Genomic DNA, 22,871 nt, shown 5'->3' with positions numbered 1-22,871 from the left:
TTGTCAGGCTGGGTTTACTATAAACATGAAAGGAAAAAATTAGGTATTTCGTATACCGGCAGGGGGTCTGGATGAAATTGTTAACGGTTACTTATCAAGAAATTGAACCTAAGCTGCAAACGGGGGATATTCTGCTGGCACACGGCGTCGCCAAAGGCAGTCAGCGGATCGAAGAGCTGGAGCATTGTCCATGGTCGCACGTGGCGATGGTGGTTCGGGCACCGGACGGTGAAGCGCTGCTGTGGGAATCCACGTCACTGGATAATCTGGAGGATACTTGGCTGCATGTCAAGAAATCCGGTCCCCAGCTCGTTAAGCTTCGTGATCGCCTGTCTACGGACGTCGGGAACCATTATGACTCGATTTTCGCGATCCGGCAGCTTCAAGCTGATCGTACACCGGAGATGCAGGCGATGCTCGATCGCTTCATTGAAGAGGTGCATGGTGCAGTGTTTCCCGACAAGAAAAGAATGTATTGGGAAATTATAGAGGGAAAGTTCGGGATAACTTCTTCATTCCGCGACTTTTTTTGCAGCAAATTGTTAGCTGAAACGTATATCCAGCTCAAACTGCTGTCCTCCACCAAAGCGCCTAATAGTTACGAACCTAGAGATTTCACATCGAAGCATCGTTTGTCATTGCTTGGAAACGCCAGACTCGGCGACGAAATTTACTTGGACGCCTCTTCGTTTCGTGCATGAGTTGGCGTCGCCGCATCAGGGCTGCCGTATTTGCTGTGCTGGTCTTCACTGCAGCCTGGAATCCGGCGGTAATCTCCGCTTCGTCTTCGCTGACTGTGAAGAACGGCGAAATGCAGCTCTCCGGATGGGACTTTAGAAGCGACGGATCCGTCGAACTGAACGGGACTTGGGAATTTTACTGGAAGCAGCTCCTCTGGCCGGATGATTTGCAGAGCACAACGTCACCGGAGGTCAGCGGATATGTGGAAGTCCCCGGCTACTGGACGAATCACAGGCTGAACGAATCACCGCTTCCGCCGGACGGGTATGCAACGTATCGTATGGTGATTCGCGGGCTTGACCCGTCGGACGATGTGGCCATTAAACTGCGGAATATGTATTCTTCTTATGCTTTGTGGGTGAATGACGAACTGGAGGCTTCATCCGGACAACCCGGAACGACGCCCGAAAACACATCTCCACAGTATGGTGCCTCCATCGTCATACCGGTTGAACCCAGCCCGGAAGGGAGCTTGACACTGCTGATCCAGGTGTCCAATTTCACTTATCCCAAGGGAGGAATCAACAATTCCCTCGAGCTTGGGGATGCCAAGCTGCTTCAGAAGGAAAGGTCAGGAGAGCTGGTCCAAGACAGCCTGGTCATCGGGGCGCTGCTTGTCATGGGAGTCTACCATCTGTTCTTGTATGGATTCAGGCGAAAAGATGTGACCCCGCTGTATTTCGGGTTGTTCTGCATGTGCATCGCCTTTCGAACGATGCTGGTCGGTTCGAGATACATTCTGGAGATCCTTCCCGGTTTTTCGTGGGAATGGTTCGCCAAAGCCTCCTATTTAACGGTTTACGTGGGCGAGTTTTTCTTGATCTCATTTATTTATTATTTGTTTCCTCAATATTTGTCGCGTTCCGTTCGTCGCGTTACCCAAATGTTCACCCTCATCTTGACTTTGCTTGTGCTTACCACGGATATACGGATTTACGACTATTCGCTGCTGCCCTTTGAGATTTATTCGATCGGCCTCGTACTGTACGCCATTTATGCTTCTTACCGGATCGCCCGTCAGCGCCAGGAAGGGTCTCTGCTGCTCATTCTCGGGTTTAGTTTGATCTTCGTGACCGCACTGAATGATACGCTGAACCGGAAAGGCATTCTCGATACCCCGGCACTGCTGCAATTTGGCGTACTTAGCTTTGTTTTTATGCAATCCCTGCTTATATCCAAAAAATTTTCCCGTGCTTTCTCCCAGGTCGAGAGCTTATCGGAGCGCTTGTTAACGCTGGATAAGCTGAAAGATGAATTTTTGGCCAAAACATCTCATGAACTCCGGACACCGCTGCACGGGATTATCGGACTGGCGGATTCGCTGATCGACGGAAGCTCCGGCAAGCTTCCTCTGCCCGTGATTGAGCTGCTGCGGCTCATGAAAATCAGCGGGCAAAGGCTGGCCCATCTGGTGAACGACATCCTGGATTTCTCCAAGCTCAAACACCAGGAGATTACTTTGCACAAAGTAACGGTGGATTTGCGCCTTGCCGTCGACCTGACCCTTCAAGTCCTTAAGCCTCTGGCCGTAAACAAGGGACTCCATATGGAAAATAAGCTGCCGGACGATCTTTATGTAATAGCCGACGAGAACAGGCTCCAGCAAATATTGCATAACTTGATCGGCAATGCCATTGCGTATACGGAATCCGGAACCGTCACGATCACGGGACGCAAGTCGCACGGTCAAGCCAAAATTCAGATCAAGGATTCGGGAATCGGCATTGCGGAGTCGGACTTGTCCCGCATTTTCGAATCGTTTGAGCAGGTCCGTCCCATGAACGGTCCTCAGCAGGGCGGAACCGGTATTGGGCTGTCTATTACGAAGAAGCTGATTGAACTGCATGAAGGCGAGATCGAAGTGGTGTCCAAATTGGGCGAGGGCTCAACGTTCAGCTTTACGCTTCCGCTGGCGATGCCGCAAACGCCGCGGATTCAGCCGAGGACGGCGCTCACTTCACAGGACACCGGGGTGCAGGATCGGCATACGGATTGGAGCATGATCCGGACTACCGCGGAACCCGCGGAAGCCCAGATGAATCTGCCTTCAGTGCTTATCGTCGATGACGACCCGATCAACGTCCAGGTGCTGCTGCAATTTCTCGGAGGGAAATATGCGCTTAAGTCAACGGGAAGCGGGCAAGAAGCCGTGGAATGGATCAGGAACGGCTACAAGCCGGACATCGCTCTGCTGGATGTGATGATGCCGTTTGTGTCGGGGCTTCAGGTGGGCCAAGAGATACGCCGGCATTACAATTCCGGGGAGCTGCCGGTGATTTTCCTAAGTGCCAAGAGTCAAATGACCGACCTCGTTGCAGGCTTTGAGCATGGCGGCAACGATTATCTTGTGAAGCCGGTGGACAAACAGGAGCTGCTGGCCAGGCTGGAATTGCATCTGCAGTTGGTCCGCTGGAACCAGACCCTGGAGCGCGAGGTTGAAGCAAGAACGATTGAGCTGGAGCATTCCCTTGAGGAGCGGGCAAGAGCGATGTCCGAAGTCTCAGTCCTCGCCGAGCGTAACCGGATTGCCGGCGAAATCCACGATCATGTAGGGCATATTCTTACGGCGAGCATCATTCAGCTTCAAGCCGGTCTGAAAATGTTATCCATGAGCGCCCCTGAATCGGTCGACAAATTGAATCTAGCATCAGAATTGGTTCGCAAAGGGCTCCATGAAATGAGGAAATCGGTACATATGCTGGGCGAGGAAGCAGCGGCCGCATCCTCGTTCCAGGATTCCCTGCTGCAGATCATAGAAGATTCGGAAAAATACGCTGAGGTGACACTGGAGCACATCATTGAAATCACGGATGGCCGTTTGGAACCGGAAGCGGAAAAGCTGATCCGCCATGCGCTGCAGGAAGGAATCACGAACGGCATCAGGCATGGCCGGTGTACGCATTTTCGGTTCGAGCTTGTGGAAGAGGACGGCTCGGTCCGGTTCACACTGGAGAACAACGGCTTGCCATTTGCATCGGATCGGCTAGGTTTCGGTCTGACCATGATGCGGCAAACGATTCGCCGAAGGGGTGGAACCTTCCGGATCGGCACCAATGAAGGTGCAGGCTGCCTATTGGTGCTCACCCTGCCAAGTAGAAGGGAGGATCAATGATGTCAAAATTAACGATACTTATCGCAGAAGATCAGACGCTTGTGCGGGAAGGCCTTGAGACCATACTTAATCTGGAATCCGACATAGAGGTTGTAGCAACAACCGACAACGGCCAAACCGCCTATGAGCTTACTAAGAGCTTGAGGCCGCAGCTCGTGCTGATGGACATCGAAATGCCGGTGATGAACGGGATTACGGCGACCCGGCTGATTAAGGAGTCGAGCCCGGAGACGATTGTTCTGATTTTAACGACGTTTACCAATGAAGATTATATTATTGAGGGTCTTGCGAGCGGAGCGTCCGGCTACCTGCTCAAAGACTTTTCATCCGACAAACTGATTCACTCATTGAAAGAGGCGGTTCGGGGCGAACTGATGCTGCCCTCCAAGCTGGCGGCCAAGTTTGCTGCCCGTATGCGCACAGCAGCAGCCCCCAGGCAGCCCGGAATCGATTATGGGCTGACCCCGAGGGAGCTTGAGATCGCCAAGCTGATTACGGCACATAAGAACAACCGGGAAATTGCCGATACGCTGTACATCACCGAAGGGACGGTGAAAAACTACATCAGCGTGATCTATGAGAAAATCGGGACGAATGACCGGACCAAGGCCATCCTGCTGCTGAAGCATGCCTTGGAGGCTGTAAACTAAATGAAAATGAAGTTCTCACGAGCACCGTTTCCTCTTCAAAGGAAGCGGTGTTTTTTTATTCCATAAGTATATCGGTGAACCGGGATCCCGTACAGTTACTTTCGTCATATCCCGGTCATATGACAAAATGTACACTTCAGTCACTTATCGACAGCAAGGAATGCCCGTTATGATGGAGGCGTTGAGAGCATAACCGAATCGAAGGAGGAATTTAAAAGTGACGACGGTGAACACCAATTTAAACGGAACGGACGCTGGTTCAATTTTTGATCCAAATACGACGGATCCGGATAAGCTGAAAATGCAGGCGGACGCGATGCTGTTCGTATCTGACCTGCAGGTCAACCAGGTGCTGAAGCAGCAGTGGACTTCGCTCTTGGCCAATATCAAATCGAAAATCGACGAGAATCCCCCGGCCGGCAGCGACAAAGAGACCGTATATAAGGAAAAGCTTAAAATCATCAACAACTTTTTGGCGCAAAAAGGGTATGAAACCACTTCAGTGTATGTGCTTGAGCTAACCCGTACCGATTTTTACGAAGACCATGTGAAGGAAAGCGAACCGAATGCGGAGTCCGACCGTTTCGTCCAGGACATCCTGGCGAAGACCGCGCTTCTGGCCGGCTGGCAGGATGCGATGCAAAAGGCAACGGATACCGATACGTCGGCGCCGGATCAATTCCTGGCTCAGCACGGCTATAATTGTACCGCGAAGCAGGTCAACGCTTCTTTTAAGGCGATGCGGAATGTAGACATGAAGTTCTGGACAGGTATTTATGGCAATACGGTGATGACCACATCCGACGGCAAAACGGATACGGGACCCGTAGTCATTATTTACGACAGCCTCGACGGGATCTCGATTGGCAGCGATATGCTGGATAAAGATTTGAATAAAGTCACTTACAAGGACGGCATACTCAGCTGGACGAAGGATGACTTTACGGTGAATCATTCGGGTCAGCTGACATTCAGCCAGGTTACCCGGGCAGCCAAAGACGATAAAGATGCATACGTCGGCAATGAGTTTTTCGGTACGATTACGTATTCCAACAGCGACGGCACCGAAAAGAAGGAAAGCATATTTGGACGGATCGGCAAGCCGCCGGAAGGTTCTTCGGGCAGTCACGACGGAAATCGGAAATCGTGCCCTACTCCGCCATCCGTACAGCTGTCCGTCGTTGATAAAGCGATGAAATACCTCGGTTACTTTATGGCTGCGGTGTTTGTCGTGGATTTCATCGCCTCTGTACCTAAGCGGTTTAAGGCCATATCGGAATTCGTAGAAAAAATCAAAAAGCCGAACGAACCGAATAAACCGGAAGTCGAGAAGAAGCTCGACAGCACCAAAGAGGAAATCAAGGAATCCAGTGATCCGAAGGCGCTCGAGGAGAACGGTTCGTTTGTGGACAATATCGACAATGTGCAGCCGGAAAATTTCAACAATGAGCAGGGACTCGACTTCATTAATAACGAGCAGCTGCCGCCGGCAAGCGATGTTCAGGCGATGGAGCAAGGCATTGAAAACATGAACGAAAACGGAGAAATCAATCAAAACGAGGAAAATGTTCAAGAGGATCCAAATCCGGTTGACGATAAATTTAAAGGTAATGAGGAAAACGAATTTGAGGGCTTAGCTGAGCTGTTTGGGGAGGCGTAAGTGGTGATGAGCAATAATGCGGTGGCGCAGGACCAGGCACGTTTTTGGCAATTGTTCGTTCAGGCGATATCCGGGCATCTGCCGGGCAGCGATCCGAAAAATTTCATAGCGGCGGCCGGCCGGGTGGACTCCCATCTCGGCAGCGACGAAGAGGTCGTCGCGCTGACGGACGCCTATAATGTAGGCAATACGATCCCTTCCTGGGGGTTAACGTGGAGCGGCGCGTTCAATAATAAGCTGTTCGATATTTACCAGCAATGGGTCCGGGATATCGTCCCTGCCGGCAGCGGCGATTCGGGAAGCGGCGGCTCGTCTTCCGGCGGGGGATCGGCCGATCCGCTGGACACGCAAATCGAGGATCTCCGGTCGAAAATCGCGCTCCTCAGCAGCGACGTTTCCAAAATCAACCAAGGCATCTATTCGGACTGGCTGAACGAAGTTTGTGCGGAGCTCGACTCAACGGGAAAAGCGTGCAGCGTATATTTTACCAACCCGCCGGATCCGACCTGGGCTAACTTTCGTACCCAGCAAATGGGAACCGAAGATTATAAGGCAAAGGTAGAATCGCTGCAAACGACATATGGCGCCCTGCTTGGCGGAATGACTGAACAGCTGAACGCTCTGCTGCTGAAAAAGTTCGGACCCGGCTACCAGGAGCTGGCCGATGCGACCGAAGCGGTCGCACTCGCCGATCCTTTCGAGCCTCATTCAGCGGATGAGCTGCAAAAAACGGCTCAGTTCCAAATGACGATCAAGGAGAACGATACGACAGCAAGTGTTCCCCGGTTTAAAACGAGCGAGCTTAAAGACGTCCGGCAATGGCTTATCAAGCAAAATGGCATCGCTACGAAGAACGGAGGTCCGCTGTTCGCAGAGCAGGCAAACGTACAAATCGCATTAAATGATCAGCAGCAGACCGAAAGGGACAGCTCATGGAAATTCAGTGCCAACGTGGGCATTCCCATCGACTGGTTCTGGCTTGGCGGAAGCACCAATGATTCCGGATCCACACAGTTTAAAGAGGATTATTCTTACGATATTCTGATCACGTATCAAGATGTGATTACCGTGAATATCAACCCGGGGGATTGGTTCTTCGAAGGACTGCTGTCCACGTATAAGGATTACACCAACTGGCCGCAGGGCAGTATGTTTGCAGGTAAACCGCTCTGGGGCGAATCCGGACTCATGAATATTGTCGTCAAGGGAGTCGTCCTAGGATACGCGCCTTACTTGAGATTCTCATCCAAAGACTGGACTAACACAACGACGCAAACCCAATGGTCCGCCAAAGCGACGTTTGGCATCGGCCCGTTCAACTTCGAGTCGGCGTCCGCTTCCGGTTCCGACTACAGCTCGATGACGACCCAGCTTCAGGACGGTTTCGAAGTTCGCGATACGAGCGGAATTCCGAAAATCATTGGTTTAATTGTGGATACCCCCAATGGATGATCCATCCACTCCGATACATGCTCCCTTAGCTTCATCCCCGATGCTGGATTCAGCCCCTATGGCCGTTCAGCAGCCGTCTTCCCAAGAGGCGGCTGCTCCCCAGCCAACGAAGGAGCCGCTATGGCTGATCAATGTCGATGCGGCGTTTAAGGTCGGCTGTCTTGTGGCATTGCTGCTGATCTTGTGGTATTTGGCACGCCTTGTCTTTTTTCAGGCGCTGTCGGAAGGAGAGATTTATTTTCTGACCATGACGCTGTGCGGGTCCGTAGGAGGTGTAACCAGCTTCCTGCTGGTTAAAAACACGGATACTGATACCGGGATGCACTTTAGGGACAACAAGTCGTTCTACCTGCTGGTCACCGCGGTGTTCTGCGGAAATATTGCTTCCTTTTCCGTACCGCTGCTGCTGAATTTCATTCAATTGGAGAATGTGATCAGCACGCAGGTACCGCAAATATTTGTCTTCATCGGGGTGTGCCTGATCGCAAGTACGTTTTCCGCACGGATTATAGGCAGCATTTCATCCCGGATCATTAAATTGAATGAACAATCAACGATTAATATCAATAATGATAAGCAAGGGTAAAGCGTTAAGTGATAGGAGAGTGCTGGCATGCTGCGGCGCTCTTCTTTTTTTGTCTGCCGTCAGCATCACAGCGGATTCTAATCGGTTTTTAATCTTGTTCTTTTATAGTGAAGTCAAATCTCTATGAAAGGTGCAGCCCATGAAAACAAAAAAGGTCTGGATCCCTGCAATCATAGCAGCTGTTGCTGCTGCCCTGTTCTTAGCTTACTATTTCTATATTTCTTCTTTTCACAGCAATGGTGATCACCTGTTAACATCCCCGGAAGGACGTGGGTTGAGCGTGCATTCACACGGAGAAGAGCGGCCTGAAGGTGGTGCGGAAATTTTTAAGTTCCTGGGAACGCTCGCCGTGTTCCTCGGTGCGGCTAGTTTCTCTTGGGTCTGGTTTAAAAAGAAAATGAAATCCCCTTCGGTGCTGGTGCGTAAAACCGGAAAATGTCTGTACGGCGTGCACAAGCTTTTGGGTTGGATAACCTTAACGATCGTCACGGCTCACGGTTTATATTTTTTGATAACCAAGCCAGATGATCATAAAATATTTACCGGTCTTTCCGCATTCACGATCCTATTGATGATCGCCGGTTACGGGTTCTTCATAAAAAGAATTCGTAACAAGAGGATGCGCGTGGTGCATCGTTATCTCGGCATTCTGTGGGCTCCATTGCTGCTTCTGCACGCCGGCGGATCAGCCATCGTTGCAATCATTGCAACGCTTGCAGTATGGGCAGTGATACGAATGCTGGAAAGATAGCAGAGGTCATCGTCGTAGAACCATACACTGAAGATGTAAAAGCAGCCGTTTATCCGTTTAATTTTTAGTGGTGGAAACATCCGATTAAAGATATCATGATGGATATAAATCATAGAATGGGGCCATCTCGGATGCGGATTGATATGAGCAAAAATGGGTTGAACGAGGGATTATATCCATGAATATTCCGGAACTTCCTGTATTATCTACTAAACTATACATCCCGCAGCCACGAACGCGGCTCGTCAGTAGGCCGCGCCTGATTGAGCGGCTGAAGGCGGGGATAGGGCGCAAGTTGACCTTAATTTCTGCTTCCGCCGGCTTTGGCAAGACGACACTGATCAGCGAATGGGCTGCCGGTTGTGAACGGCCTGTCGCTTGGGTATCTTTAGACGAAAGGGATAAGGATCGTCTGCGTCTGCTTACACTCCTAGTCGCTGCGTTGCAGACAATAGAGCAGCATTTCGGAGAAGCCGTAATGCGTGCAATCCAATCCCAACCGCCACCGGAAGCCGAATCGATGCTCACAATGCTGCTGAATGAAATTTCAACAATGCCGTTTGAATTCGTCCTTGTGCTGGACGATTATCATGCTGTAGGAGACAGGCAGATCGATCATACCATTGCGTTCCTGGTCGAGCATTTACCAACGCAGATGCACCTGGTGATCGCGACTCGGGAAAACCCGCAGCTTTCCCTCAGCCGGCTTCGCGCCGGCGGCCATTTAACCGAATTGCACGACACGGACCTGCGCTTTACTGCAGGCGAAGCAGCCGAGTTCCTTAATCAGGTGATGGGGCTGCATCTGTCTGCAGAGGATATTGACGCGCTGGAACATCGTACCGAGGGCTGGATTGCGGGGCTGCAGCTCGCGGCTCTATCGATGCAGGGACGTAAGGACATTCCCGCTTTTATCCGTTCCTTCGCCGGAGACAACCGGTACATCGTCGACTATCTGGTCGAGGAGGTTCTTCAGCGCCAGCCGGCCGATGTCCGCAATTTCCTGCTTCAGACCTCGATTCTGGATCGGCTGCATGGCCCGCTGTGCGATGCCGTTACCGGCCAGAACGAAGGGGCAGCTCGGCTTCAATCGCTGGAGCAGGGCAGCTTCTTTATCGTTCCCCTGGATGACAGGCGGCAGTGGTATCGCTATCACCATCTCTTTGGTGAAGTGCTGTCCATACATTTAAGAACAGATCAGCCTGACCTCATTCCTGAACTGCATCGGCGGGCGAGTGAGTGGTATGGACGGCACGGCTCCTACGCTGAAGCAATAGGGCACGCGTTGGCTGCCGAAGACTTCCCCCGAGCGGCGGATCTGATCGAGCAGGCTTGGGCAGCCATGCGGAGGAGCAGGCAGGAATCCGCAGTGCTCGGGTGGATTGAGGCGCTGCCCAAGGAAATCATTCGCCATAGGCCCGTTCTCAGCGTTGAATATGCATGGGCGTTACTTGCCGTCGGCCAGGTCGAAGGGGCAGAGGAACGGCTGCGCGATGCCGAACGGTGGCTGGAGAATTCCTCATTGGATACGACGCCGGAAACTTCAGCAACCGATATGTGTTACGTAGACGAGGAGGAATTTCGCCGCCTTCCGGGCACCATTGCCGGATACCGCGCCGCTTATGCCCAGGCCACGGGGGATATACCCGCCGCCATTTTTTACTCTAAGAGGGTCCTTGACCTCGTTCCGGCGGATGATCATTTAAGGCGCGGCGCGGCAGCCGCGCTCCTTGGTCTTGCGGCATGGACGAGTGGAGATCTTCAGGAGGCGTACCGGATGTTCAGTGAGGGAATGGCGAATGTCCGGCGGGCAGGGAACATCTCGGACGCGATCGGGGGCTCCATTGCTCTGTCCGATATAAACATAGCGTTGGGGCGGCTGCGCCAGGCCATGGATATCTTTCAGAATGGATTACTGCTTGCTGCGGAGATGGGTACTCCTGAAACGCGGGGCACAGCGGACATGTACATCGGAATGAGCGAGCTAAGTCGGGAGCAGGGGGACTTGGACGCCGCTATGCAGCATCTGCATCGAAGTCAGGAGTTGGGTGAGCCAATGGGACTGCCCCAATATCCGTATCGCTGGCGGGTAGCTATGGCGCGTATTCGGCAATCGCAAGGAGACTTGGATGGCGCGCTTGAACTGCTTCAAGAGGCTGAGCAGCGGTATGTCGGTGATTTTTTTCCAAACGTGCGTCCGGTGTCGGCCTTGAAAGCACGCGTGTGGCTGGCTCTGAATAGATGGAGCGAGGCTGCGGGATGGGTACACGAACAGGGTCTCTCCACATCGGATGACCTGCACTATCTGCGCGAATTTGAGCACATAACCCTGGCCCGGGTACTTTTGCACCGGCATCCAAGTAACCTTGCACAGATTCAGGAAACGTTGGGATTCCTGGAACGCCTGTCCCAAGCAGCGGCAGACAGCGGAAGGACGGGGAGTCAGATCGAAATTTTGATCCTTCAAGCCCTTGCTCATCACAGCCAAGGTGACATGTCCTCCGCACTTGCGCCGCTGGAGCGTGCCCTGACACTGGCAGAGCCGGAAAGGTACGTTCGGATTTTTGCAGACGAGGGCCAACCGATGGCCGCTTTGCTGGAAGCAGCATGGAATGGAGGGATCTGTCCAAACTATGTGCGGCTTCTTCTGCTATCCTTTGGCAAGGAGGGAAGCGGATCGGCTGCGAAAAAGGCAGTTGGAGAGCCGCTGAGCGAACGGGAGCGGGACGTGCTGCGTCTGCTCAAAACCGATTTGAGCGGGCCTGAAATCGCGCGAGAGCTCCACGTCTCGCTGAATACGCTGCGAACTCATACCAAAAACATTTATGACAAGCTTGAGGTGAACAACCGTCGGGCAGCCGTTAGGCGCGCCGAAGAGCTTGATGACTTGTGACATAGCGATTTCCGTATAGCTCCGGACCTGGAAGAAGGAATAAGCCCAGGATCGGGGCTCTTTTTTATTTCGCTTACTTCGAATGAATATACCGTGACCATCTAAAATCACCACATCTGGTGATGCCATCTCACCACATGATCCTGTATCTTCAATTTAGGAACGGAGCCGCACGATGAAAGGGGACTGACCACGACATCAGATCAATAAAGCACAAGAAGGCTGACAGTAAATATACCGGAGTGAACAGAACTTGCTAATCGTCGACAAGAATAAAAACAAAAAGGAGAAAACGATATGAACATCACAGCTTATCGCGTCATTCGTTGGAGCGGTTTATCCGCCATCTTGGCGGGCATTCTTTTTATCGTCATCCAGGCAATTCATCCGCCTGAACTTCTATCATCCGTTACCACAAAGGCTTGGGCCATCGTCCATTACTTGACCCTCGCGATGTCTCTGCTCGGACTGCTCGGCATAACCGGAATTTATACAAGGCAAGTCCATGCAGCCGGGTGGACCGGATTAGCCGGTTTTCTCCTGTTTGGTCTCTTTTGGACGGCTACAACGGCTTTCACCTTTGTAGAAGCTTTTGTTTTACCGGTTATCGCTGCGGATGCACCGAGTTTCGTGGAGGGGTACTTAGGGATTTTTGCCGGATCATCAGCCGTGTCCAACCTTGGCCTCCTGCCTGGAGTAGCACCTGTAGGTGGTGGGCTCTATGTGCTCGGCGGTCTGCTGCTTGGCATCGCTACGTTCCGCGCCGGGATTCTCCCGCGCTGGACAGCTGTTCTGTTGGCTTGCGCCGCTGTGTCGACTCTGGCTTCATCACTGCTTCCACACCCGCTGGATCGGGTATTGGCTGTCCCAATGGGAATCGCTCTCGCAGGTATGGGTTATGCGGTTTGGTCAGAACGGGGTCTTGAAGCAGCGCATCGACGGGTCCGAAACCAACACAGGGGGAGAAAAAATGAGAGCCATCGTATATGAACAATACGGACCTCCACATGTGCTTCAGCTCAAGGAAGTGACCAAGCCGGCCCCTAAAGCCGGCGACATATTAATCAAGGTCTACGCTACAACCGCTGCAGCAGGAGATTGGCGATTACGCAGGGCGGACCCTTTTCTGGCAAGAATGTTCAACGGATTGTGGAGACCAAAGCGCATCCGGATTCTCGGATTTGAATTGGCCGGTGTGGTCGAATCCACGGGATCAAGCGTTACCCGCTTCAAGCCAGGGGATGCCGTCTACGCAGCCTGTGGCAACAGCTTTGGGGCATATGCGGAATACAAATGCCTGCCCGAGGAGGGGAGCGTGGCGCTAAAGCCGGATAATATGACGTTTGAAGAGGCGGCTGCCGTTCCGGTTGGCGCCCTCACTGCGCTCCAGTTTCTCAGAGCAGGGAAAATAAAAAGCGGCATGCGCGTACTCGTATATGGTGCTTCAGGCAGCGTCGGGACGTATGCCGTGCAGCTGGCAAAGCACTTTGGAGCGGAAGTCACCGGAGTATGCAGCGCTTCGAATGCAGAGCTGGTGACGTCAATCGGAGCCGATCGGGTTTTGGATTATACGAAACAGCAGCTGCCTAATGACGGCCCGCCTTACGATATTATTTTCGACACGGTGGGAAAAAGCCCCTTTAGTGTATGCGTCAAGCTTCTGGCATCAGACGGTGTCTACCTTCGGGCTTATCATGTGAACCCGGTGATCATCGTTCGCGGGCTGTGGGCCAGCTTGACGAGCAGCAAGAAGGTGATTGGCGGAAATATGAAGGAAAACGCGGAAGATTTGGTGTTTCTGAAGGAACGGATCGAAGCGGGTCAGCTCCGGGCGGTTATCGACCGTCGTTACCGGTTGGAGCAAGCCGCCGAGGCACATGCCTATGTTGAGCTAGGCCACAAGAAAGGCAACGTAGTTCTAACCGTCTGTGAGGATTGAGGCGTCAGTTAATAACGCGCATCACTTGACGTGAACACCACGAAGTTCCCGAAACTGCTCTGGCGTCATGCCTTCGTTTTTGCGGAAACGCTGAATAAAGTACGTACTGCTGGCGAATCCGACCGTCTCCGCGACCTTTTTCACGGTCCAACCGGTTGAAATCAGCAGAGATTTAGATTGAAGAATACGGCATTCGTTCAAAAATTCGATCGGCGTTTTGCCGAACAAACCGTGAAACTGCCTGCTGAAATGGGAGGGACTGTACTCTGCCTGGCCCGCCATTAGCTCGAGCGTAAGGGGCTGATGGCTGTGAGTGCGAATCCACTGCGCCGTCTCCATCAGCTTGGTGCGCATCCCCGGCTGAGGACGTTCTTCCGAACCGTATACGTACATGATGAACTCGGCAAGCATCTCGTACAGCATCGCGGACAACCGCGCTTCGCCGTCTTGCAGCGGGTGAATGCCGGTGGCCAGGAGATCCGACCACAGCCGGTCAAGCCGGTCCGCACCCTCCCACGAAAATACCCATGCCTCCCGTTCACCTCTCCCTTGAAGTAACGTACGAAGACCAGGACCCGTAAAATGAACCCACCGGATATCCCAAGGCTCGTCTTGATCGGCATAATACCGCTGGGGAACACCGGGGCCGCATAGAAAGCCGGTACCTTGGCCAAGTTCCAGCATAGTTTCACCGACTTGAATATATCCTTTCCCGCCGCGGACGATATGCCAGTTATAGGTGGAGAGTCCGTGCGTCCGGTTTTCACTGTGTGATGGCTCATCTGCATAATGTCCGAACGACTCGGGATAACAAATGAGGTTCGTGAAGCGCGGGCTCGGAATGAAGTAATTGATTCTCATATCTCAGCTTCCTTTTAGCATAATTGTTATACGTGATTATCAAAATCTTACGATTTAAGCCCCATATGATTAATAATATAATGGGTTCAAGAAGATGTTATCAAGCAAAATATTGATACATATTGGAGGATATGCCCATGTATTACGGCGTGGATTATTACCCAGAGCATTGGCCCGAAGAACGTTGGCCCGTCGATGCGCGAATGATGCGGGAAGCGAATATCAACATTGTCCGGCTGGCGGAATTCGCCTGGGCCAAACTGGAGCCGGAGGAAGGACGGTACGACTTTGCGTGGCTCGACCATGCCATTGAAGTGCTCGCAAGGGAAGGGATCAAGATCATTTTGGGAACACCGACGGCGGCGGCTCCCAAGTGGCTGATGGACAAATATCCGGATATGTACCCCGTCGATGTCCATGGACTGACCAAAGGCTTTGGTACACGGAGGCATTATTGCGTTAATCATCCGGTGTATCAGAAGTATTCCGCAACCATTGCCCGGGTCATGGCCGAGCATTACAAAGACAATGAGCACGTTGTTGCTTGGCAGATCGATAACGAATTCGGCGGTCCGTGCTACTGCCAGAGCGATCTGCATGCCTTTCGGATCTGGCTCCGCGAAAAGTATGGGACCGTCGACAAGCTGAATGAAGAGTGGGGAACCGTGTTCTGGAGCCATACTTACCGCAGCTGGGAAGAAATTATGCTTCCCACGTATGCCGCAAGCGACGGCTTCAGCCAAGGCGGTTCCGGCGGATTGATGTCTACCCCATATAACCATAATCCGGGTATGCAGCTCGATTACCGCCGATTCTATTCCGATTCGACGGCCGCCTATCAACGGCTCCAAATTGAAGAAATTCGTGCATGCAGCTCCCTGCCGATCACCCATAACTTGATGGGTCATTTCAGCGAGATTGATTACTTCGACTTAGGCAAGGATCTTGACTTTATTTCTTGGGATAACTATCCGAATAATATGTGGGGCAAATCTTCGCCTCTGACCGTGGCCATGGCCCATGATCTGATGCGGGGCATCAAAAATCAAAACTACTGGATGATGGAACAGCAGAGCGGTCCGTGCGGCTGGCACTCGTTGGGCGATACGCCCGAACCGGGACAACTTCGTTTATGGACCTATCAGGCGATCGCGCATGGAGCGGATGCCATGGTCTATTTCCGCTGGCGGGCCTGCACGGTTGGCATTGAACAGTATTGGCACGGCATCCTTGACCATGACGGCGTCGGCCGGAGACGGTACCGGGAGATCACCGCGATCGGACATGAACTCAAAGAACTGTCACCCCTGTTTGTAGGGGCCGCCAACAACAATACCGTAGCCCTCATTAAAAGCTATGATCAGGTGTGGAGCCACCGCGCTCAGCCTCATAACCGGAACTTCAGTTATGAAGCTCTGCTGGCAGGCTACTACGATGCAGTTGCCGGGCAGCATGTCGGCGTAGACCTGGTCAGCGTGGAGACTGACTTTACGCCGTACAAGCTTGTTCTGATGCCGGCATTTAATTTGATGACGGAGGAGATCGCAGACAAATGTGAGGCATATGTGGCAGGCGGCGGTTCGCTGCTCATCACGTTCCGGTCGGGAACACGTACATGGAATAACCGCATGACGACTTTGACACTGCCTGGTTTGTTCCGGACACTGGCGGGCGTTGAACTAGAAGAGTATGACTCGGTTAATTTCGGCCGGACCGTATCTGTGGGCGGAGAGTTCGGAGACGGCACCGCTTCCATGTGGTGCGATGTGCTTAAGCTGGAAGGGGCTGAGAGCCTCGCGGATTATGAGAGTCATTATTACAGCGGAACACCGGCAGTTACTGTTCACACCTATGGTAAAGGGAAGGTTTATTACGTCGGGTGCGACCTGGATGACCGGGCGATGGAGAGCTTGATGAAGCTGGTTCTGGAAAGGGAGGGCGCTGTCCCATCCTTGCCCCAAAAATATGATGGAGTCGAGGCAGTAGAAAGAGAAAAGGATGGCAAAAGCTACCTAATGCTGCTGAATCATCGCAGTGAATCCGTCGAGGTAAAACTGGGGAGCACGTATATAGATGCCCAGAGCAAGCAGACCATGGAAGGCCGCATTCTCCTGGAACCATACGCCGTGCATGTGCTTTTAAACCAAGGGATCTAGAGTGTGGTTCGTAAAGGAACATAACCGATTTCTTCGCTGACCCATTCTGAATAATTTCGGGTGAATCCTCCATAATAGGGAAGTACATCCAAGAGAAAATGGAGGAAAAGCATATGCTCGAAAACCTGGAAAGTAACTATGACTGCAGCAATGCCGGGGAGGATTTGCATCAGCTGAAGCAGGAGCTCGCCTCGCTCCGGGGCATGGGCAAGGAAGACCCCAAGACGCAGGAAGATATTAACCGCCTCGAGAATCAGATCGCATTTATTATGAACAAATGTGACATTAATCATTAGTTTGGCAGCAGCACTCCTAAACCCGGTATGTACCTATACCGAGTCGAGGGGTGCTTTTTTTCATGAATTAAGCTTGCGGAAAATACATCGTTTGCGGCACCCGGCATTGCCGTGATTAAAGACGGTCGTTCCTATTAGGGATGATCATCTTTTCGTATGAGAAGATGATTCCCTTACTAAAGTGTAAGGCATATGTAAGGCTTTCTCTATTCAAATCATTTTCAAATTAGCTTACATTAGCGAGGTGCGACGGAAGACAGCAAGATGAGGAGTGATACAGGATGAATCAGGATGAGGGGACCAAAAACAGAATAGCAGTGCTGGATGCCTTAAGGGGCTTCGCCCTCTTGGGCATTTTACTTGTGAATATAACGAGTATCATGGAGGCGGCGTTCCCCTCAAGTGGTACGTTGGATTGGGGGCTGAGCCGATTTTACGATTATGCGGTGGAGCAGCGGTTCTATGTAATCTTCTCGTTATTGTTCGGAACCGGATTTTATATTTTCATTTCACGGGCAAAGGCGAGGGGGGACAACGCGGTCGTTCTGTTCATAAGGCGGCTTGCCGCGCTGCTGGTCTTCGGAGTCGCTCATTTTATTTTTCAACCGGGAGAAGCGCTGCATGTTTATGCTGTCATCGGCTTTCTATTGATTCCATTTTATAACCGAAAGCCTGCTTTCAATTTCGCCGCAATGCTGGCCGCTCTTGGGCTGAGCCTCGTTCTGGGTGAATATGCCGTAACGCTAGCGATGTTTTTGCTAGGGCTTTTACTCGGACAAATCGGATTTTTACGAGGATTGACGAATTTGTGCCCCAATTACGGCTGACGGCATGGGTCTGCCTCGCACTGACTCCGGGGGCGATTTACCTGCAGTACAGAACATTCCCGACGAGCTGGTATGAAGAAGGAGCGAATGTAGCCGGCTTGGTCATGGCAGCCTTCTATGTCTCGACTTTTCTGCTTTTGCACCGGAACCGGCGCATTCTGCAGTTGCTGAAACCGTTGGCTGCTTTCGGCCGAACAGCATTAACGAACTATCTTGGCCAAACAGCCATCCTTGTGGTGATTCTATTCTTGTTTGATCTGAAGCAGAAGGTCAGTGTGTCGGAAACAACTCTCATCGCACTTTGCATCTATGCTGTTCAGATTCCGCTCAGTTTCCTGTGGCTCAAACGGTTTCGTATGGGGCCTATGGAATGGCTATGGCGGCTGCTGACTTACGGTAAAAGGATACCCATCAGAAAATAAGTAAATCGCAATCGACTCATGAAGCCAGGCAGATGTCAATGAACTAGGGAGAGAAAAAGAATGTACGCATTGAAATCATGGATCAAAATGGGCTTGTTATTACTTGCAGCCGTTATGACCATCAGCAGTATCGCTCCGGGAATCGTGTGGGCGGAGTCAAACGATAAGATCCGGAAGATCGAACAGTATGTTAAAAACCAGCAAAGCATCAGTAAAATACCCGGAATCTCTGTGGTGATTGTCGAGAAAGGGGAGACGGTGTATCAAAAAGGCTTTGGATACGCGAACGTAGAGACGAAAACTCCCGTAACATCCGAAACCTTATTTGAACTCGGTTCGACGACGAAAGCTTTTACGGGTTTAGCGATTTTGCAGCTGGAGAAGGAAGGGCTGCTGCATCGGACGGATGATGTTCAAAAATACATCCCATGGTTAGAGTTAACTTATCACGGTGAGCCGCAAAAGATAACGATTAACGAGTTGCTGCATCATACCAGCGGCATCCCCTCCAATACGATCACCCGGATCCCTGAAAGCAAAGCGGACAACGCGCTTGAGCTGACGGTAAAAACATTGCAGGGCCAGACGCTGAACCGAAAGCCGGGAGTTCCTTTGAATACGCAACGATAAACTACGACGTGCTGGGCCTAATTATCGAAGGGGTCTCCAACCTGCCCTATGATCAGTACATGAAGCAGTACATTTTAGATCGGATTGGCATGACTAGCTCGTTCGTAGGTGTACCGTCGACTCAACCAGACCATATGGCTTCCGGCTATAAAATCGGATGGATGAATCATAGGCCATTCACATCTCCGATTTATCGGGGCAACACCCCTGCGGGTTATATCGTCAGCAATGCGAATGATATCGCGAAATGGATCAAGCTCCAGCTAAAGAGCGCTCCTGAACAAGTCATCGATCCCAAACTGATTGAAGAGTCGCACAATCCGGACAAGTCGGTAAATCCTTTTGACCAGAATACGTATTATGCCAACGGATGGGCTGTCATGAGCAAAAGCAAGGAACAAGTTATTTTTCATGCCGGTGAGAATCCGTCATTTACGTCGTATTTTATTTTGCAGCCGGATCAACAGCTGGTTGTGGCGATTCTCGCCAATATGAACACGAGTTTCACAACGGCAATTGGACAAGGCGTGATGGAATTGTGGAAGGGACAGACTCCGGCGGAGAATCATACCGACAGCTATCAACTGCTGGATCGCATCGTGAGCATCCTCGAAATCATCGTCGTTTTATTCGGTGTATTATGGGTTGCCCTGTCAGCTCGAATCGTCAGAAAGCTTGCCGTTAAACAACGCAGGAGAAGCCCTTTAACCGGAAAAAGAAAGCTGCTGCTGCTCATCCATATTTGTATGGTTGCTGCCGTTCTAATATTTATAAGCATGCTGCCGAACCTCCTGCTTGGAGGATTACCTTGGGCATTCATTCAAGTATGGGCGCCGACGTCTATTCCTGTGTTTCTGTATAGCGTCGTCACGGCGTGCATCCTTTATTTTATCTACGGATTGCTTCTACTCTTCACAAAAAAATGAAATAGTTTTGACGCTCGATTATAATAAGAAAAAAAGTCGAATTGTAAATAATCAAGCAGTGAGGGAAACCCATGACGATCGATGAAATCATTGAATACTGTCTGTCCTATCCGGCCTGTTATGAAGACCATCCGTTTGGAGCAGAATGGACCGTAATCCGCCATAAAGGGAACAAAAAGAGCTTTGCGCTGATTTTTCATCGCAACGATCACTTGTGCGTAAATTTGAAATGCGAACCGAGCCGGGCCGATTTTTTGCGCAGTGTGTTCCAAGAAGTGACGCCGGCGTATCACATGAATAAGGAGCACTGGAATACGGTGATCTTGGATGGGGACCTCCAGGATGATGATATCCATGAGATGGTAAAGCACAGCTATGAATTGACGAAGCCCAAGATCCGATTAAGAAAGGCTAAACAATGAAGTGCAATGCATGAACGCCGTCATGAGTTGTTCCGGGATTGAGACTGTTCTTTTCACGAATGAACAGGGCCCTGGAATGACAACATAAGGAAGTGGTATACAACTCACTTTTCCAGAGGAGGATATCTGTCATGGCTCACCAGAAAAGAAGAAATGAAGCGGCCTGGAAGTCACGCAAGCAAGAACAGCATCCCCATGGCAAAATCAAATCGCTGAAGGAATTGTCCAGCGAATATGATGAGGAGCATACTGCGAAGTAGGGAAGAGGAGACTGTACGGGCCAATGTCCGGCAGTCTTCCTTTTTGTCCACGATGGCAATAAGGCACTAACGGGCCATTGCTCAAAATGTGCAAGTCACTTCACATTTCCAGTCTTTACAAGTTGGAAAAAGTGTATTATATTTGTTTGTGCAAACATTAATTTGAACATTGAATCGAGGCAGCGACATGTTGGACACTTATTTTAAAGAATGCTTATATTTCACAGCCAATCGCCTCAGCAGGATTATTACCAAGATGGCCGAAGATGAATTTGCACCAAGTGGACTAAACCCAACTTCTGCATTTCTGATGCTGACGGTGCTGGAGAAGGACGGCATTTCCCAGAAGGAAATCGGCCAAAGCCTCCATCTTAAGCCTTCCACCATTACGCGGCTCATCGAGAGCCTTCAAGCCAAAGGACTTCTCAGCAGCCGCCAGGACGGCAGAATGTCCTTGATTTATGCAACAGACCGGGGAAGAGAGATGGAGAGTCAAATCCACGAATGTTGGCAAAAGCTGCGGCAGCGTTATAACACGATATTAGAAAGTCAGGACGATGAACTCTCGCTTCAGCTGAACGAGGTAAGCAACCGCTTGGAAAGTGCCGAATGACATGAGCATTCGGTTTTTCAATCGCACAACGTTTGCTTGTGCAACTAAATAAAATATTGGAGGAGATTGAATGAATCAGCCGGTTCTTATCGTAGGCGGTACGGGGAAAACAGGGCGTCGGGTATCAGAGAAACTGCTGCAAAAGGGAATACCGGTCCGTTCCGGATCACGTTCCGCTGAGCAGCCCTTTGATTGGAGCGATTCGTCCACATGGGAGCCTGTACTGCATGGGACAAGGGCAGCGTATATTACCTATTATCCGGACTTGGCCGTTCCGGGTGCTGCTCAAGCGATCGGTTCGTTCGCGAGATTGGCCGTAGAAACCGGCGTGCGCCGATTAGTTCTTTTGTCCGGCCGAGGTGAGGAGGAAGCTCAGCGGAGCGAACTTGCGCTGCAAAATTCCGGCGCCGACTGGACGATCCTCCGCTGCAGCTGGTTTTGCCAGAATTTCAGCGAGAGCTTCCTGTATGACATGATACAAGCGGGAGTGGTAGCACTGCCGGCGGGAAGCGTGAGAGAACCGTTCATCGATGCAGACGATATTGCAGATGCAGTCGTCTCGGCTTTGACAGATGACCGGCATATCGGGCAGCGATATGAATTGACGGGTCCGCAGGCGATTACTTTTGCGGAAGCTACGTCCTTGATCGCTCAAGCCTGTCAGCGGAATATACGGTATGTCGAGCTTACTTCCGAACAATTCCTATCCATGCTTACACAACAACAAGTACCTGATGAGTATATAACACTGCTGTCTTATTTGTTCTCCACCGTGCTGGATGGCCGAAACGAGATTCCGGCGGACGGCGTGGAGCAAATACTAGGAAGAAAGCCAAGGGATTTCTTCGACTTTGCACGGCAAGCGGCTGCAGACGGAGCTTGGGGTTAAAACAGTAGTTTATCAAAGTAGTCCATCAAATCGTAGGAGGAAATAACTGTGGTGAATTTTTTATATTATCTGACCTTCGCGTCTTCGTTAGGATCCGGATTGCTGGCCGGCGTATTTTTCACCTTTTCGGCATTCGTGATGACGTCGCTTTCCCGGCTTCCTGCAGAGCAGAGCATATCTGCCATGCAGTCGATCAATTCGACGATACTGCAATCGTTGTTTATGCTCGTTTTTATGGGGACCACCATCCTAAGCGTCGTTTTGGGCGTTGCTTCGTTCTTCAAAGCGGGCACCCAGAGCGCGGTCTATGTAATCATTGGCAGCTTGTTTATTTTTATCGGAGTGTTTCTGGTAACGGCCATCTTCAATGTCCCGCTTAATAATTCTCTAGCAGCTGTAAGTCCGGGGACTGCCGAGGGAGCGCAAGTATGGAGTGATTATATTGCCGGCTGGGTACCCTGGAATCATGTAAGAACGATTTCCTCCATCGCTGCGCTGATTTCCTTTATGATCGCTGTTCGTAAATGGTAATCCTGTTCATCACATCAATGCAATTCCGGGATGATAGAGGTTAAACAACAGTTTTATTCATTTTGGTGGCAGATTGCATAAATGCCTCAAATCATGTATAATATAAGAAATTCATACATCGGAACACCGGAGGAGCCTGTCACGACAGGCTCTTTCTGCGTTCTTGTAGGAGAGCCCTGTCGTTGACGGGCTCTTTTTGTGCTTTTTTCCGGATATGGATGGCTGAATTCAAGGCTGGTCACAATATTCATACT

20 protein-coding genes and 1 pseudogene are annotated in these 22,871 nt (G+C 51.1%); 20 read left to right on the top strand and 1 reads right to left on the bottom strand.

Annotated elements, in window-relative coordinates:
- Positions 1-71: 71 nt before the first annotated feature.
- The 10 genes from KI379_RS15575 to KI379_RS15530 all read left to right on the top strand — a co-directional run bounded on the left by KI379_RS15575 (position 72) and on the right by KI379_RS15530 (position 13,784).
- Positions 72-701: a hypothetical protein gene (locus KI379_RS15575; protein WP_089547743.1), complete on the top strand. Its 630-nt coding sequence runs from the start codon at positions 72-74 to the stop codon at positions 699-701.
- The gene (locus tag KI379_RS15570; RefSeq protein WP_244879307.1) at positions 698-3,853 is read left to right on the top strand and encodes an ATP-binding protein; all 3,156 of its coding nucleotides are present in this window, start codon (positions 698-700) and stop codon (positions 3,851-3,853) included. Before KI379_RS15575 ends, KI379_RS15570 begins: the two co-directional genes overlap by 4 nt.
- Positions 3,853-4,503, top strand: a complete 651-nt coding sequence (locus KI379_RS15565) for a response regulator transcription factor (RefSeq protein WP_076164392.1) — start codon at positions 3,853-3,855, stop codon at positions 4,501-4,503. Before KI379_RS15570 ends, KI379_RS15565 begins: the two co-directional genes overlap by 1 nt.
- A gap of 217 nt (positions 4,504-4,720) precedes the next feature.
- Positions 4,721-6,163, top strand: coding sequence for a hypothetical protein (locus KI379_RS15560; protein WP_089547742.1), 1,443 nt, complete (start codon positions 4,721-4,723; stop codon positions 6,161-6,163).
- Positions 6,164-6,166: 3 nt separating this feature from the next.
- Positions 6,167-7,615, top strand: coding sequence for a hypothetical protein (locus KI379_RS15555; RefSeq protein ID WP_212984130.1), 1,449 nt, complete (start codon positions 6,167-6,169; stop codon positions 7,613-7,615).
- A 58-nt stretch (positions 7,616-7,673) separates the two neighbouring features.
- Positions 7,674-8,201, top strand: a complete 528-nt coding sequence (locus KI379_RS15550) for a YEATS-associated helix-containing protein (RefSeq protein ID WP_089547740.1) — start codon at positions 7,674-7,676, stop codon at positions 8,199-8,201.
- A 139-nt stretch (positions 8,202-8,340) separates the two neighbouring features.
- Positions 8,341-8,952 (top strand): hypothetical protein, encoded by a 612-nt coding sequence (locus KI379_RS15545; RefSeq protein ID WP_212984129.1) that lies wholly within the window; start codon positions 8,341-8,343, stop codon positions 8,950-8,952.
- A 295-nt stretch (positions 8,953-9,247) separates the two neighbouring features.
- Positions 9,248-11,845 (top strand): LuxR C-terminal-related transcriptional regulator, encoded by a 2,598-nt coding sequence (locus KI379_RS15540; protein WP_212984128.1) that lies wholly within the window; start codon positions 9,248-9,250, stop codon positions 11,843-11,845.
- 297 nt (positions 11,846-12,142) lie between these two features.
- Positions 12,143-12,835, top strand: coding sequence for a hypothetical protein (locus KI379_RS15535; protein WP_212984127.1), 693 nt, complete (start codon positions 12,143-12,145; stop codon positions 12,833-12,835).
- Positions 12,816-13,784, top strand: a complete 969-nt coding sequence (locus tag KI379_RS15530; RefSeq protein ID WP_212984126.1) for an NAD(P)-dependent alcohol dehydrogenase — start codon at positions 12,816-12,818, stop codon at positions 13,782-13,784. Before KI379_RS15535 ends, KI379_RS15530 begins: the two co-directional genes overlap by 20 nt.
- 21 nt (positions 13,785-13,805) lie before the next feature.
- Here KI379_RS15530 and KI379_RS15525 read toward each other — a convergent pair whose 3' ends face one another.
- Positions 13,806-14,645, bottom strand: a complete 840-nt coding sequence (locus KI379_RS15525) for a helix-turn-helix transcriptional regulator (RefSeq protein WP_212984125.1) — start codon at positions 14,643-14,645, stop codon at positions 13,806-13,808.
- Between the two features lie 137 nt (positions 14,646-14,782).
- Here KI379_RS15525 and KI379_RS15520 point away from each other — a divergent pair, with 137 nt between their 5' ends.
- The 10 genes and pseudogenes from KI379_RS15520 (at position 14,783) to KI379_RS15480 (ending at position 22,617) form a co-directional block, all read left to right on the top strand.
- Entirely contained in the window at positions 14,783-16,801 is a 2,019-nt protein-coding gene (locus KI379_RS15520) for a beta-galactosidase (protein WP_212984124.1), read from the top strand.
- Between the two features lie 113 nt (positions 16,802-16,914).
- Positions 16,915-17,097, top strand: a complete 183-nt coding sequence (locus tag KI379_RS15515) for a DUF2524 domain-containing protein (RefSeq protein ID WP_076164415.1) — start codon at positions 16,915-16,917, stop codon at positions 17,095-17,097.
- Between the two features lie 281 nt (positions 17,098-17,378).
- Positions 17,379-17,924 (top strand): DUF418 domain-containing protein, encoded by a 546-nt coding sequence (locus KI379_RS15510; RefSeq protein WP_212984123.1) that lies wholly within the window; start codon positions 17,379-17,381, stop codon positions 17,922-17,924.
- Positions 17,906-18,346: a DUF418 domain-containing protein gene (locus KI379_RS15505; RefSeq protein WP_212984122.1), complete on the top strand. Its 441-nt coding sequence runs from the start codon at positions 17,906-17,908 to the stop codon at positions 18,344-18,346. Before KI379_RS15510 ends, KI379_RS15505 begins: the two co-directional genes overlap by 19 nt.
- Positions 18,347-18,406: 60 nt before the next feature.
- Positions 18,407-19,902, top strand: a pseudogene (locus tag KI379_RS34355) (serine hydrolase domain-containing protein).
- A 71-nt stretch (positions 19,903-19,973) separates the two neighbouring features.
- Positions 19,974-20,324 (top strand): MmcQ/YjbR family DNA-binding protein, encoded by a 351-nt coding sequence (locus tag KI379_RS15495; protein WP_212984121.1) that lies wholly within the window; start codon positions 19,974-19,976, stop codon positions 20,322-20,324.
- A 131-nt stretch (positions 20,325-20,455) separates the two neighbouring features.
- Positions 20,456-20,584, top strand: coding sequence for a DUF6254 family protein (locus KI379_RS34085; protein ID WP_219845392.1), 129 nt, complete (start codon positions 20,456-20,458; stop codon positions 20,582-20,584).
- A 256-nt stretch (positions 20,585-20,840) separates the two neighbouring features.
- On the top strand, positions 20,841-21,197 hold the full coding sequence (locus tag KI379_RS15490) for a MarR family winged helix-turn-helix transcriptional regulator (RefSeq protein WP_244867205.1): 357 nt from the start codon (positions 20,841-20,843) through the stop codon (positions 21,195-21,197).
- Between the two features lie 70 nt (positions 21,198-21,267).
- Entirely contained in the window at positions 21,268-22,086 is an 819-nt protein-coding gene (locus KI379_RS15485) for an SDR family oxidoreductase (protein ID WP_212984120.1), read from the top strand.
- Positions 22,087-22,134: 48 nt separating this feature from the next.
- Positions 22,135-22,617 carry an anthrone oxygenase family protein gene (locus KI379_RS15480; RefSeq protein ID WP_212984119.1) on the top strand — a complete coding sequence of 161 codons (483 nt, stop codon included), beginning with the start codon at positions 22,135-22,137 and terminating at the stop codon, positions 22,615-22,617.
- Positions 22,618-22,871: the final 254 nt, after the last annotated feature.

The sequence above is a fragment of the Paenibacillus cineris genome, assembly GCF_018333335.1.
In the GTDB taxonomy this organism is placed as follows: Bacteria; Bacillota; Bacilli; order Paenibacillales; family Paenibacillaceae; genus Paenibacillus_AQ; species Paenibacillus_AQ favisporus.
The sequence above is the reverse complement of the archived record's forward strand: the minus strand, read 5'-3'. Positions and strand labels throughout refer to the sequence as shown.

Coding starts and splice junctions, on each gene's coding strand:
- KI379_RS15485 (WP_212984120.1), top strand. CDS start 21,268: ATGAATCAGCCGGTTCTTATCGTAGGCGGTACGGGGAAAACAGGGCGT.
- KI379_RS15545 (WP_212984129.1), top strand. CDS start 8,341: ATGAAAACAAAAAAGGTCTGGATCCCTGCAATCATAGCAGCTGTTGCT.
- KI379_RS15535 (WP_212984127.1), top strand. CDS start 12,143: ATGAACATCACAGCTTATCGCGTCATTCGTTGGAGCGGTTTATCCGCC.
- KI379_RS15490 (WP_244867205.1), top strand. CDS start 20,841: ATGGCCGAAGATGAATTTGCACCAAGTGGACTAAACCCAACTTCTGCA.
- KI379_RS34085 (WP_219845392.1), top strand. CDS start 20,456: ATGGCTCACCAGAAAAGAAGAAATGAAGCGGCCTGGAAGTCACGCAAG.
- KI379_RS15565 (WP_076164392.1), top strand. CDS start 3,853: ATGTCAAAATTAACGATACTTATCGCAGAAGATCAGACGCTTGTGCGG.
- KI379_RS15550 (WP_089547740.1), top strand. CDS start 7,674: ATGGCCGTTCAGCAGCCGTCTTCCCAAGAGGCGGCTGCTCCCCAGCCA.
- KI379_RS15520 (WP_212984124.1), top strand. CDS start 14,783: ATGTATTACGGCGTGGATTATTACCCAGAGCATTGGCCCGAAGAACGT.
- KI379_RS15570 (WP_244879307.1), top strand. CDS start 698: ATGAGTTGGCGTCGCCGCATCAGGGCTGCCGTATTTGCTGTGCTGGTC.
- KI379_RS15515 (WP_076164415.1), top strand. CDS start 16,915: ATGCTCGAAAACCTGGAAAGTAACTATGACTGCAGCAATGCCGGGGAG.
- KI379_RS15530 (WP_212984126.1), top strand. CDS start 12,816: ATGAGAGCCATCGTATATGAACAATACGGACCTCCACATGTGCTTCAG.
- KI379_RS15495 (WP_212984121.1), top strand. CDS start 19,974: ATGACGATCGATGAAATCATTGAATACTGTCTGTCCTATCCGGCCTGT.
- KI379_RS15510 (WP_212984123.1), top strand. CDS start 17,379: ATGAATCAGGATGAGGGGACCAAAAACAGAATAGCAGTGCTGGATGCC.
- KI379_RS15575 (WP_089547743.1), top strand. CDS start 72: ATGAAATTGTTAACGGTTACTTATCAAGAAATTGAACCTAAGCTGCAA.
- KI379_RS15525 (WP_212984125.1), bottom strand. CDS start 14,645: ATGAGAATCAATTACTTCATTCCGAGCCCGCGCTTCACGAACCTCATT.